This is a genomic window from Paraburkholderia ginsengiterrae, assembly GCF_001645125.1.
GTDB lineage: Bacteria > Pseudomonadota > Gammaproteobacteria > Burkholderiales > Burkholderiaceae > Paraburkholderia > Paraburkholderia ginsengiterrae.
In genome coordinates this window covers 37772-51007 of the sequence record NZ_LXKA01000328.1, presented here as the reverse complement: position 1 = coordinate 51007, position 13236 = coordinate 37772, and the positions used below count along the sequence as shown (strand labels likewise).

At 60.3% G+C, this 13236-nt stretch carries 10 protein-coding genes and 1 pseudogene; 8 read left to right on the top strand and 3 right to left on the bottom strand.

The genetic code is table 11. The features are described from left to right. Window positions 1-649 precede the first annotated feature (649 nt). Genes A6V37_RS24010 through A6V37_RS23995 form a run of 4 tightly spaced genes read left to right on the top strand, consistent with a single transcriptional unit; the run spans window position 650 to window position 5774 of the window. Window positions 650-1621 carry an amidohydrolase family protein gene (locus A6V37_RS24010; protein WP_064266468.1) on the top strand — a complete coding sequence of 324 codons (972 nt, stop codon included), beginning with the start codon at window positions 650-652 and terminating at the stop codon, window positions 1619-1621. A 25-nt stretch (window positions 1622-1646) separates the two neighbouring features. Further along, window positions 1647-3020, top strand: coding sequence for an MFS transporter (locus tag A6V37_RS24005; protein ID WP_242665758.1), 1374 nt, complete (start codon window positions 1647-1649; stop codon window positions 3018-3020). Window positions 3021-3078: 58 nt separating this feature from the next. Then, the gene (locus A6V37_RS24000) at window positions 3079-3546 is read left to right on the top strand and encodes a (2Fe-2S)-binding protein (RefSeq protein ID WP_064266470.1); all 468 of its coding nucleotides are present in this window, start codon (window positions 3079-3081) and stop codon (window positions 3544-3546) included. After that, the gene (locus A6V37_RS23995) at window positions 3543-5774 is read left to right on the top strand and encodes a xanthine dehydrogenase family protein molybdopterin-binding subunit (RefSeq protein ID WP_064266471.1); all 2232 of its coding nucleotides are present in this window, start codon (window positions 3543-3545) and stop codon (window positions 5772-5774) included. Before A6V37_RS24000 ends, A6V37_RS23995 begins: the two co-directional genes overlap by 4 nt. Before the next feature lie 68 nt (window positions 5775-5842). Here A6V37_RS23995 and A6V37_RS23990 read toward each other — a convergent pair whose 3' ends face one another. Beyond that, window positions 5843-6301, bottom strand: coding sequence for a MarR family winged helix-turn-helix transcriptional regulator (locus tag A6V37_RS23990; protein ID WP_064266472.1), 459 nt, complete (start codon window positions 6299-6301; stop codon window positions 5843-5845). 309 nt (window positions 6302-6610) lie between these two features. Here A6V37_RS23990 and A6V37_RS23985 point away from each other — a divergent pair, with 309 nt between their 5' ends. Further along, entirely contained in the window at window positions 6611-7714 is a 1104-nt protein-coding gene (locus A6V37_RS23985; RefSeq protein WP_064266473.1) for a porin, read from the top strand. A 57-nt stretch (window positions 7715-7771) separates the two neighbouring features. Here A6V37_RS23985 and A6V37_RS43220 read toward each other — a convergent pair. Next, window positions 7772-7867: pseudogene (locus tag A6V37_RS43220) on the bottom strand (AraC family transcriptional regulator); the annotation flags it as partial. Between the two features lie 38 nt (window positions 7868-7905). Further along, window positions 7906-8667 (bottom strand): TetR/AcrR family transcriptional regulator, encoded by a 762-nt coding sequence (locus tag A6V37_RS23980; protein WP_064266474.1) that lies wholly within the window; start codon window positions 8665-8667, stop codon window positions 7906-7908. A gap of 182 nt (window positions 8668-8849) precedes the next feature. Here A6V37_RS23980 and A6V37_RS23975 point away from each other — a divergent pair, with 182 nt between their 5' ends. The 3 genes from A6V37_RS23975 to A6V37_RS23965 all read left to right on the top strand — a co-directional run bounded on the left by A6V37_RS23975 (window position 8850) and on the right by A6V37_RS23965 (window position 12701). Beyond that, on the top strand, window positions 8850-9707 hold the full coding sequence (locus A6V37_RS23975; protein WP_082904869.1) for an enoyl-CoA hydratase-related protein: 858 nt from the start codon (window positions 8850-8852) through the stop codon (window positions 9705-9707). A gap of 404 nt (window positions 9708-10111) precedes the next feature. Then, a complete protein-coding gene (locus tag A6V37_RS23970; protein ID WP_064266476.1) occupies window positions 10112-11212 on the top strand; it encodes a porin in 1101 nt (366 codons plus the stop codon). An 85-nt stretch (window positions 11213-11297) separates the two neighbouring features. Beyond that, a complete protein-coding gene (locus tag A6V37_RS23965) occupies window positions 11298-12701 on the top strand; it encodes an MFS transporter (protein ID WP_064286408.1) in 1404 nt (467 codons plus the stop codon). Window positions 12702-13236 lie beyond the last annotated feature (535 nt).

Here is a 13236-nt window from a genome sequence, read left to right as displayed (position 1 = left end):
AATCGGGATTTCGGGGTGAGGGGTGTTCCCCAAGTGCCGGTACCAGACTGCTCGTTGCTGCCCCAAGGGAAGGAATGGAGGCCGATATGCAGGCCATGGTTCCCGACAGGACGATTCCCACCTACTCGACGCTTGCGATTCGAACGGTGAGGATCGGGCATGGATCGTAGTCGAGGCATCCGCGCGATCAGATGAGATCGCAGCGGATCATACGGTTCAACAATAATTCAATTGTGTAGTTTTGCTAAATAAAAGACGCTGGCCGCGCAGGCTAATAGCGATCAATTTTCTGATGGCCACTCCTTGGAGCGTAGAACTCTCTGACGCATTCAAGCGCTGTCAACACCACTCCGTGCGGGCAGAGTCGTCAACCACGAGCGTATGTCCGGCGGCCTGGACAGAACACGGCCCCTCGGCACGGACACTCATCTTGGCCGCCGTGCAGACGTCAGCCTTCGCGCACCGGAACAGATCAGACGATATCCGCCCCCGCCCACGGGGGTTTACGTGAATACGTGTATTTGAAAAATCAACTATACTCCGACCCATAGATGTTTGATTAATCAAACAAATAGAGACCGCGTGACCCAGGGCATCCGTCAACGTAGCAACGTGAACGATGCCCGACACGCCGAACCGGAGCTGACTGATGCGAAACAAGATTGCCCTCGAAGAGCACTTTGCGATCGACCTGACTATCGAACAGTCGAGAGGTTATGCGCCCCCACCCGTCTGGGAGATGTTGAAGTCGAATCTGATGGACATCGAGCAGCAGCGGCTCGAGCGGATGGAGCAGGGTGGCACCGAGTATTCGATCCTGTCGCTCAACTCGCCTGGCATTCAGGGCATTCCCGACATCAAGGAAGCGATCGATGTGGCGCGACGCGCCAACGACGTCCTCGCCGAGCATGTCGCGCGCCATCCGCATCGCCTTGGTGGCTTCGCTGCGTTGCCGATGCAGGACCCTGATGCCGCGGCGCGTGAACTCGAGCGCACCGTGAAAGAACTGGGGTTCCACGGCTTCATGGTGAACGGTTTCTCCCAAGTGGGCGACGCGGAAAATGTCGTGTATTACGACGCGCCGCAGTACGCCGATTTCTGGACGAGCGCCGCGGCACTCGGCAAGCCGTTCTACATGCATCCTCGGGACCCGTTGCCATCCCGCGAACCAATCTACGACGGTTTTCCATGGCTCACCGCGGCAACCTGGGCGTTCGCGGTTGAGACGAGTATTCACGCGCTGCGACTGATGACCTCGGGTCTCTTCGACCGCAATCCCCAGTTGCAGATGATTCTTGGCCATCTCGGCGAGGGAATTCCGTTCAACGTCTGGCGCGTGGACCACATTCTCCAGAAGGCGCCACGAGGACTGCCGTGCCAGCGCAGCGTGGGCGAGTATCTTAGGGAGAACGTCTACGTGACGACGAGCGGCAACTTCAGAACGCAGACGCTTCTGTCCACCATGCTGGAAATGGGCAGTGATCGCATCATGTACTCGGTCGACTATCCGTTCGAAACGCACGACGAGGCATCCCAATGGTTCGACACGTGTTCGATCAGCGAAACCGACCGCGTGAAGATCGGGCGGGACAACGCGCGTCGTTTGTTCGGCCTTGAGTGATGCGACATACAGAGCGAGGTGAAGAGTGACCCCCGATACCGCGGAGCGAGTGGAGCCGGCGCATGCTTCAATCGTCGATATCAGCGCGCTGATCGACAGCCGTCCACTTAGCACATTCCAGAAATGGATTATGGTCATGATCGGCTGTTCGGTCGTGATGGATGGATTCGACGTGCAGACCATGGGTTTTGTCGCACCTGCGATCGTGCAGGCGTGGCATATCAGCCCCGCCGAACTCGGCCCGGTTTTCGGCGCAGGTCTTCTGGGCATGCTCGTGGGCTCTATCGTTCTCGGTGCGATGGCCGACAGTGTGGGGCGGCGGCCCGTTCTGGTCGGAGCGACCGTGTTCTATGGGCTATGCATGCTCGCTGCTTCCCTTGCTCAGAACGTTCCGGAGTTCCTTGTCATCCGTTTCCTGACCGGATTGGGCATTGGCGGCGTGATGGGCAATGCCATCGCGCTGGTTAGCGAATACAGTCCGCAGAAACATCGCGCGTCGCTGATGACATGGGTCTCGTGCGGCTTCACGGGTGGGGCGATCGCAGGAGGTCTTCTCTGCGCGGCGCTGCTTCCGTCGATGGGTTGGCGCTCGGTGTTCCTGATCGGCGGCATCTTGCCGCTGATCATTGCCGTGGCGATGCTCAGGTATTTGCCCGAATCGCTTCAACTGCTGGTTCTCAAAGAGCGCAGCCGGGAACGGATTGCTCAGTGGCTTAAGCACATCGCGCCAGATGTGCGGGTCGGACCGGCAACCCGCTTTGCCGGTCACGAGCAGAGCCATGCGAAGGCGTCCGTCGGCGAGCTTTTCCGGCATGGTCGAAGCACGACGACGCTGCTCCTCTGGGGCATCAACTTCGCGAATCTGCTTGACCTCTTTTTTCTGTCGAACTGGCTTCCGATGCTTTCGCTGCGGGTCGGCCATGGCGTGTCCACGGCTGTTCTCATCGGCACCTCGTTGCAGGTCGGCGGAACCGTGGGTGCTCTGCTGATGGGCCCCTTGATGGATCGCTTTGGCTTCTATCGCGTGCTGACAGTCAGCTTCCTGTTGGCGACAGTCGCGGTGGCGTCCGTCGGTTTGCCCGATCTGTCGACGGGGCTGCGCTACGCCGTCGTGCTGATAAGTGGAGTCTGCATTGTGGGTGGACAGCCGGCGGTCAACGCGTTGACCGCGACCCTTTACCCAACCTCGCTGAGAGCAACCGGAGTGGGTTGGAGTCTGGGAATCGGCCGGGCCGGTTCGATTATCGGACCCGTCGTAGCCGGGCAACTGATCAGACTGCAGTGGTCGAACAGCGCACTGTTTGTCGCCGCCGCCGTACCCGCGTTGGCATCGTGTCTGATGCTTGTTTTGCTCAGCCGTACTTCAGAGAAAAAACGTATCGATTGCGTCGAATGTTAGCGCGTTGCGGCAGATACACATATAAAAGCATCAGGATTGCGAAGTTAATGAGGACGGCATGAGCATATCGATTAAGGTAAATGGCAAGCAGCACCATGTGACCGCGGCAGCGGATACGCCGCTGCTCTACGTGCTGCGCAACGATCTCCAGTTGAATGGTGCAAAGTTCGGCTGCGGCGAGGCGCAGTGCGGCGCGTGCACTGTCATGGTCGGCAACGATGCGACGCGTTCATGTGTATTTCCGGTCGGCGCGGTGGGCGCGAAACAGGTGACCACCGTCGAAGGCCTGGGTCACGGCGAGCAACGCCTTCACGCATTGCAGAAGGCTTTTCTCGCCGAGCAGGCCGCACAGTGCGGGTATTGTTCCAGCGGCATGCTGATGGCTGCGAAAGCGCTGCTGGATCGGATTCCCGATCCCGATCCGGCGACCATCCGCCGCGAACTGGCCGGGCAGAAGTGCCGATGCGGTGTGCACAACCGGATCGTTCGCGCGATTCAGCGTGCAGCGGTGGAGTTGCGCGCATGAGCACTGTCAGACTCTCTCGACGCGCCTTCGGCAAGCTGGCCGGCGCGGTGGTCGCGACGTTCACGCTTGCACCGTTCGCGGAGTTCGCCAGGGCCGAGGCCGAGCTCCCGGTCGATCTCCGCACCAATCGCAGGCTCGACGGTTGGATTCGAGTCGACGAGGACAACACGGTCACGATTTTCACGGGGAAAGCCGAGTTGGGCCAGGGGATTCTGACCGCGCTCTCGCAGATCGCTGCCGACGAACTCGACCTGGATCTGGCGCGTGTGCGCATGATTTCCGCGGACACTAGCCGCAGCCCGAACGAGACTTATACGTTCGGCAGCCAGTCCGTCGAACAAGGTGGGGCGGCGTTACGCACTGCGGCCGCGCAGGCGCGGGCGGTGCTGCTCGGCGCGGCTTGCCGGAAACTTGGCGTGTCGGCGGCGGACGTTCGCGTCGAAAACGGTGTGATTCGGGTCGCTGACGGCCGCCACATGACGTACGCCGATGTTGTGAAAAACGAGCAAGATCTTCTCACGCGCGACGTAACGGCCGAGGTCACGCCAAAGCGCGCAGCGGACTACAAGCTGGTCGGCAAGTCGGTGCCACGCATTGATCTTCCCGCGAAATTCACAGGTGGGGCTGCGTTCGTTCAGGATATGCGCTTGCCCGGCATGCTCTTTGGCCGTATCGTGCGGCCGCCGAGGTATGGCGCAAAACTTGTTTCGGTTAACGAAGCATCGGTTATGAAACTACCGGGCGTCGTTGCCGTTGTTCGCAATGACGACTTCGTGGGTGTGATTGCCGAACGGGAAGAGCAGGCCATCGCGGCGCGGCATGCGTTGATCGAACACTCGCAATGGAGCGCGGATTTTGTCGCGCTGCCGGACGTCGATCATCTCCAGGCGGCGCTGCCTCAATGGCGGAGCAAGGATAAGGTCATCAGCGAGGCGGGACAGGATAAGCCGGCAGCAGATTCCGCGATTCAACTGGAGGCGACCTACTCTCGTCCATACCTGTCGCACGCGTCGATCGGTCCGTCCTGTTCCGTTGCGCAACTCAAGAACGGCCACATGACGGTCTGGTCCCACACGCAGGGTGCGTTTCCGCTGCGCGGCAATCTGGCAACGGTTCTCGACATGCCCGCTAGCGCGGTCGATGTCGTGCACGTTCCCGGCTCGGGCTGTTACGGGCATAACGGCGCCGATGACGTGGCGCTCGACGCGGCGCTGCTGGCCCGCGAAGTCGCCGGGCGTCCGGTGAAAGTTCAATGGATGCGCGATGACGAGTTCGCCTGGGCACCCATCAGCCCTGCGATGGTCATGCACGTGAAAGCCGCCGTGACCAAGGATGGCCGAATCGCCGACTGGAACTACGAGGTGTGGAGCAATTCACACGCGATGCGGCCAGGCCAACCCGGCGGCATCAATCTTCTGGCCGCCTGGCACCTGGCCAAACCGTTCCAGCCGTCGCCACCGCCGGAGATTCCGCAGCCCTACGGCAATGGCGATCGCAATGCTGTGCCGCTCTACGATCTGCCACGCAAACGCGTGACCAATCATCTGCTTCTGGACTCGCCTATTCGCACAAGCTCACTGCGTACGCTGGGCGCTTTCGGAAATGTGTTTGCGATCGAATCGTTCATGGATGAGCTGGCTCTGGCGGCACACGCGGACCCGGTCGAATTCCGCCTTGCACACTTGAGCGATCCGCGTGCGATTGCGGTGGTGCGGGCGGTGGCAAGCCGGTCCGGATGGCAGCCCGGGCAGACAGGCGACGGGCAGCGCGGACGTGGCGTGGCCTACGCACGCTACAAGAACATCGGAGCGTATGCGGCAATTGTCGTTGATGTGCACGTTGACCGCACCACAGGTGTAATCAGCGTGACAAACGTGACTGCCGCAATCGACGTGGGCCAGGTCATCAATCCGGATGGCGTAAGGAACCAGATCGAGGGTGGCATTGTTCAGGCGCTGAGCTGGGTACTCAAGGAGCGTGTCCTGTTCGATCGAGAACGGATTACCACGCGCCGTTGGCAAGACTACCCCATCCTGTCCTTCGAAGAGGTGCCTCCGATCGACGTCGTGCTGCTTGAACGTCCCGATCAGGCGTCGATTGGCGCGGGCGAATGTTCACTCGGTCCGACGGGGGCGGCACTGGCGAATGCTGTCGCGAATGCGAGTGGTATTCGCTTGCGAGATCTGCCTTTGGTGCCATCGAAAGTCCTGGAGACGCAACACGCCTGATCTGTACTTGTCCCGCAACCCGTATCGTCAGCCGGATGACGACCGGGTTAGGGGTTACGGGTTACAGGTTACGCGAGGTCGTCAAGCGCACCGGCGTTTTCGTACAACTTGAGCAGCATGGTGCGGAGCGCCTGAATGTCGTCTGCCGCGAATCCCGAGAGGAGCACCGCTTCATGTTGCTTGCCGACGGGGGCGATGCGCAGAGCCAGTTCCTCGCCCTTTTGAGTCAGGGCAATCCTGATTGACCGCCCATCCGTGGCGCTCCGCTCGCGCTTCACCAGCTCCTCATTCTCAAGACGGTCAATGATCCTGGATAGGGCGGAAATATCCGGCGTCGCGTGCAGGGACAGTTCAGACAGGGTTTGCCGAGGCACGTACAGCAGCGAGGCGCAGACGCGCCACTCGCTCAGGCTCAGACCAAACGGTTTCAGTGCCTTCGCGAAGGCGTTGCCCATTCTGCTTCCCGCGCGAGTCAGCAGGTAGGGAATGGCGAGTTCGAGTTCTTGCGGCCGCTTGGGTGTCTTCATGGTTGTCGGAAGCGCAGAGGGTTTACGTGGCTATTTGTACTTGATAAATCAACTATACTCCATTCCATGTATTGTTGAAAAATCAAATAAAGTACCGAGGACATCGCACCTGATATTTGCTGTCCTCCACCCAGGTTAGGGAAGAAGTCGGATCGGTTGCAGGCGGTGGTGACCGGTACGACAAAAGCGCGCAATGTCTGTCAGCATGGTAGTTCGTAGTGCATATAAAAACATGGTGGGGCAAGCAAACGGAGATCGGACTTGAAAACGCAAACGAATCAGGCCAAAGGTGGGCTCTCATGGAGTCGCATGATAGGGTGCGGCGTCGCGTCGCTGCTGGCATGCGCGCCGGGCGCGTCGCATGCGCAGAGCGCGGTGACGTTGTACGGCATCATCGATACCGGTGTTGAATATGTCACCAACATCGGTGCAAAGGGATCCAGTGGTGTCCACGTGCCGACTCTGACGGCCTCGCTGCCGTCGCTGTGGGGCATCCGCGGCAAGGAGGATCTGGGTGGCGGTTTAAGCACCGTTTTTGTTCTGGAGTCGGGTTTCGCTCCGGGCCAGGGCTCGCTGAATCAGGGCGGACGTCTATTCGGCAGACAAGCCTATGTCGGATTGTCGGGCCGCTGGGGGACGTTGACCCTTGGCCGGCAATATTCGCAGATTTTCTGGGCGACATTGGTGGGTGACACGCTGGCGCCGAATATCTACGCCGCTGCCGATCTGGATCCCTACCTGACTCAGCCGCGTGTCGACAACTCGATTGTCTACACGTTCACGTCATCGGGTTTGACCGTGAGCGCGATGTATTCGTTTGGACGCGACGCCGTGGATAGTGCGCCGGCCGGAGGTTGCGCCGGCCAGTCGCCGACCGACTGGCGGGCCTGCAAGGCCATGTCCGCCATGGTGAAGTATGACGCGGGGAGGTGGGGCGTCGGGGCCGCCGTCGATCGCAACTACGGCGGTGGCGGCACCGGCTCGCCGCTGCCCAGCAGCTCGCAGACCGACACGCGTGCTCTCATCGACGGCTACGTCAAGCTGGGTAGCGCGACACTCGGCACGGGGTTCATCCATCGCATCAATCACGGCGTGCAGTCGCCAACGGCTGTCGACGTGACCAGCAATTACTGGTGGATCGGTGGAAGTTATCTGGTCCGCCCGGATATCGCGCTCGACGCTCAGTTCGGCCATATCACCTTCAGCAGCAGCGCCTCGGGAGGTTCCGTGATCGCAGCGCGCGCGATGTATTTTCTGTCCAAGCGGACCTCGGTGTATGTCACCGCGGGGCGTGTGTTCAACCAGCGCAACGCCGCATTCTCAATCGACGGCGGCGTGTTGCCGCCCGCCTCGACGCCGCTGCCAGGGCGGGATCAAACCGGGGCGCTGGTGGGGATTCGCCACATGTTCTGAATGGCGCGGGGCCGCTCGATGAAGCCCGGCTCCGCGGAATTTCCACCCCGGCACGTTCTAGCGCCGATGCTCGATGCGATAGCGGCCGGGGCTGATCCCGGTCGTGCGCTTGAACGCGATGCTGAACGCCGTATCAGACAGGTAGCCGACGCGACAAGCGCGGCCCGGCCCTGTCAGCCGGACGCCACGTCTCACTCCGGATCTTTCGACTCTTCCGGCGCACGCGAGCGCCGGCCAGCCTTGCCCGACGATGACTCGGCCTTCCTCGATCCTTGAGCCGCCGACGGTTTGCGAAACACGAGATCCTCAATCATCTTCCAGTAGGCATCGACCACGGCCGGATCGGACGGGGAAATATTGCTGGTGACCCGCATTTCCGGCCCGAACCCTGAAAGAGTCGATGTCAGGCTGATCAGCAGATAGTGAATGAGGATGGGGTCGACCTGGGGTAAGGCGCCTTCATCCTGCGCGGCATGAATCTGCGGCAGCAGCCAGCTGATCAACGGCTTTAGCACCGTGTCGGCGAGCCATTGCAGCCGGGGGCTATACCCAAGGAACTCCTGCAGCATGAAACGGTGAAACTCGGGGAAATCCACCGTGAACCGGAACAACGCCTGATACACGAGCTTGACCCGATCCGACGCAAGGGCAGGAGGCGTCTCGGTCAGGTAGTCGTCCCACGAATGCTGGATGCGTTCGAACACATGCTCCGCCACGGCCTGCCAAAGAATGTCCTTGGTCCGGAAATGGTAAGTGATCAGCGGGTGTTGCAGCCCGATTCGATCCGCGATGCTTCGAATGCTCGCAGCCTCAAAACCCTTCGACGCGAACTCGGCCAGTGCCGCGGTCAGGATGGCCGATCGGGTCTCCTGCGCACGCTGCTGTTCCGCACGCCGGAGCTCCGTCGGCCTGCCTTTGGAGGTTGCGTTCTTCCTTGAAACGGTGCTTTCCATTGTCTGCTTTCTCGATCGGGCCATGTGTCGGCACGGTATCACGTTTTGACGCGGGTTTCAGCCCGAGGCGGCGGCAGCCGTGGGCGAACTCACCGCTTCCGGAACACGGGGCTTGCTCCGCCAACCCCTCAATCATCCAACAGATTGTTTTTCATCTTTAAATTATACAGCGGTGAAGTATAATGGTGTGTAACCCGGCTGATCGATGGCCGCTGTTCCCTAACAGAATCGAATCAGGTTACAGATTCGATGCAATCCGGTCACCGAAAATGGAACGCAAAGTTACGCTGACATCCACTGGAGATATCGCTCTGGTTACCTTGGAGAACCAGGCGGGCGCAAACACGATCGACAGGGTGTTCTGCCACGAAATGCTGGGTGCGCTGCAGGAAATCGAGAAATCGCCGACGTTTCGCGTGGTGATACTCCGGGCCAAGGGCAAGATATTCTCGGCCGGTGGCGATCTCGCACAAATTCTCGAGGGTCTGCACCGTGCCGATTCCTTCCTCGAATCGCTGATTAGCGAACTCCATGCCACGATCATGGCGATACGCCGCTTGCCTGTTCCGGTGATCGCCAGCGTTCAAGGGGCGGCAGCGGGCGCGGGCTTTTCGCTGGCCATGGCGTGCGACATGGTCGTGGCGTCGCGCGCGGCCCGCTTCGTCGCCGGCTACGCGAAGCGCGGCACCTCGAGCGACGGCGGCCTGTCGTTCCACCTGGCGCGTCGATTGGGCCCCGCGCGGGCGCTTGACATCATGTTGACGCAGGATTCGTTGAGCGCGGACGAGGCGCGGCACCTGGGACTCGTCCAAAGCGTCGCCTATCCAGCTTTCCTGGAAGAGACCAGCCTGGCGGTCGCGCGCAAGCTGATCGACCTGCCCGCGGCGGCGGTGCGGGAGACGAAGTCGCTGGTGGGAATGGCCGCGGAAGATGCGCTCGAACGCCACCTCGAGCAGGAAAAGCAGGCGTTCCTGCGATGTGCTTCTACCGAAGCGTTTGCCCAACGGGTCGCGCGGTTCGTCGCGCGTTCCGGTTCATAACGAAGAACATCGGATAGCTAATCAAACTATTCCGATTGTTCTGATTCAATAGCCACCGGATCAAGCGTGGCAGGCCCGATTCGCGCCACGATCGGGCCTTCATTCAACGCTCGCACGCGAGTGTTCAGTCGTGCGTTCGCCGTCGAGCTGTAGGCGAACGCCTCCTCCCGATTAGTCCCTGCAAGTCCTTCCACCACTCACGCGCCGTCGTGCCTCCTGACGCCTCTGCGTGCCCTTGCGCGGCGGACACGCGTGTTTCATTCATAAGTCGAAAGTACCTGGGGATTGTCCCACCCAAATAATATTGTACGAACGGAAAGTTTAGTCATATCCTTCTCTCAACGGTTTGGACGTGCCAGTTGTGCCAGTTGTCAATGCAAACACAAGTAAATAGGAGACTGGAGATGAGGAAATGGTCATGGGCCGCTGCTGCGCTGTGCTTCACGCCTGCGGTCGTCTACGCGCAAAGTTCGGTGACGCTCTACGGCCTTCTGGATGAAGGGTTGACCTTCGTCAGCAACGAAAGCGGCCATTCGGCCTGGCTGCTTCAGAGCGGCGGTGGATCACTGTCCAGATGGGGGCTAAAGGGCGCCGAAGACCTGGGTGGCGGCTTTAAAGCGGTCTTCACCTTGGAGAACGGTTTTGATACGTCCACCGGCAACCTCTCGAACAATGGACGTTTGTTCGGACGGCAGGCGTACGTCGGCATTTCAAGCAACTACGGTACGCTCACACTTGGCCGCCAGTACGAGGAAGTGGCCGAAATGCTCTCGCCCGTGGCGGCCGGTCTGAACTGGGCGGTCTATCTCGCCCACGCCGGTGACGTCGACAACACAGGCGGAAGCATCCGCATCAACAACTCGGTCAAGTACGCCAGCCCGAAAATCGGCGGCTTCACCTTCGGTGCGTTGTATAGCTTTGGCGGGCAGCCGGGCCAGTTCTCAACGAACAGCGTGACGTCGGTCGGGCTGAGCTACTCGGGCATCAGTTTGCCGCTGTATGTCGCCGCCGCCTACACGATCATCAAGAACCCGTACGCGGCCGCATTCGATAGCACCGCGGCACGAAACATCATTTACGCGCCATACGTGCCGAACGCGCAGAGCGAGACGATCTATGGCGTGGGTGCTTCGTACAAGATCGGTGGCGCCAATCTCTCTCTCGAGTACACCTCGACTCAGTTCAAGAAAGGCTTCCTCGGCAGTGACGTGCGCTTCGACGACTACGAAGCGAACGCCGGCTACTTCATTACGCCCTTCTGGTTTGCCGGCGTGGCGTACATCTACACGCACGGCAAGATCGACGCGACCGGCGCGTCGCCCAACTATCGCGCGGTCGATCTCTACACCAACTACTACTTGTCGAAGCGAACAGACGTGTACCTCGCGGCTGAGTGGTTCAAGGCAGCAGGTTCGGCGAGCGTTGCGCAGATCACGCTGATTCCGTCGCCGTCTAGCGGACAGACGCAGAGTCTGGTTCGCATCGGTATCCGGCATCGGTTTTAACGAAGATGAGACGCCCGCGCCGGAACGAGGCGGGCGAAATCAAAGCGGCACAGGGTTCGGATAGTCGTTCATTAAGGAAGTCGCCATGGAAAGCACCGGCTATGTCCACCGGGACATACGCAAGATCTTCAACGATATGCCCATCGGGCGAAAGCAGTGGACTGTGTTCCTTATCTGCTTTGCGGCGACGGCGATCGAGGGTTTCGATACGATCGTGATCAGCTTTATCGCGCCCGCGATCAGTCATCAATGGCAACTCTCCAGTGCCGCGCTTTCGCCTCTGGTGGCCTTCGGGCTTACCGGCTTGCTGATCGGCTCCATTGCCGGCGGAACCCTGGCTGATCGTGTCGGCCGCAGAACGGTCAGCATCGTGGCGATTGCCTGGTTTGGAATAGCAGGGGTCGTGTCGAGCGAAGCACAATCGATCGTGCAACTGGTCGCCTTGCGGTTTATCACCGGCATCGGTATCGGAGCCGCCATGCCCGCGACGTCGGCAATCGTCGCGGAATACAGCCCCGACCGGTCCCGTTCAGCGATGCTGGCATCGACCTACTGTGGATTCCTCTTTGGGGCGGCGGCGGCCGGTTTTGTGACTTCCATGGCAATCGGCACGCTGGGCTGGCGCGGCATGCTGCTGCTGAGCGGTCTCATGCCACTCATCGTCGTTGCCTTGCTCGCGTGGCAGGTGCCGGAGTCGCCACTCTATCTCGTGGCCAGTCGAAAGCCCAACGAGGTGGCTCAACGCATTCTCGGCAAAGTGTTTCCGTCATTGGACTTCTCGGGAGTGCATTTAATCATTGCCGAAACGCGCGAATCGATCCGCGGAAGCCGGGCGCTTTTGAGTGACGCATACCGGCTCGGCACCGTGCTGACGTGGGTGACCGAGTTCGCGGGTTATCTGGTGTTCTTTCTGATTGGAAGCTGGCTGCCGACGCACCTGAAGCAGGCAGGTCTGTCGATGCACGACGCCTCGCAGATATCGTCGATGTTCCAATTCGGCGCGCTTGGCGGCGCGGTGCTTTTCGCGTTCCTTGTCCGCCGTTATAGCGTCGCAACGGTTATTGCAGGAGCGTTCGGCATTGGCGCGTTGCTTGTCATTGTGCTCGGCATGTCCGAAACGGCGCCGTGGCATGTGGGCGTCGTATTCCTGTCGGGGTTGGCTGTCGGTGGCCCGCTGATCTGTGTCAACACCATTCCCGGCATTTTCTATCCGACAGCGCTGCGCGCGTCGGGCGGCGGCTGGAATGTGGCGATTGGACGGCTCGGTTCAATTGTTGGTTCGTCGCTGATCGGCCTGATCGTTCTATCCGGTTTTCCCTTTCTGCTTACTTGTGCATTGTTGTCGATACCGCTCCTCGTGGCCTGCGCATGCATGACGGTCATGAGGCGCGTGCTGCTCGAACAACGGCGCTCACAGAGCAATCAGGCAATGAACAACGCAGCGGTGGCGGCAGGTGATCCGACCTTGACGACTGGCACTGCGAAGTGAATTGAGCGCGTCAGCAAGGAAGTGCGTTTCAGTTGAGTGAGTTTGCAGGACAAGTGCCGCCGCCGGACTCTCGTCCATGTCGATGCGTGCGCTGATTGCGGCAATGTGTTTCGTAGACGTACGGAGGCAAACCAAATGTATCCACAGACAGCGAGTTCCGCACGCGAGCGGACGAACTTGGGCGAAGGGTCTCTGCGGTCGCTGGTGGAGAAATGGCTTTGGCCGACTCAGGCGTCGCCGGCGCGGGTGATTCGCTTCTCCCGGTTGGCGGCGGCACGGACGCGCTTTGTGTGCCTCGAGATTTCGCGCCAGGAGCGGCCGATCGTGCTCTCGTTTTTTCGGCATGTAGACGGCACATGGCACGTGTTCCCGCAGGCGAGCAGCGGTCCAACGATGCGCGTCTCGTGAACCGGTTGCGCCCGGGAATGCCGGGTGCAACCGGCATGAGGTAGCACCAATCCCGCAAGAAACATGCTCGCAATTAGACGCCGCATTAAATTGTACGAGTGTCAAAAATAGAGTTAAGATGAACTCC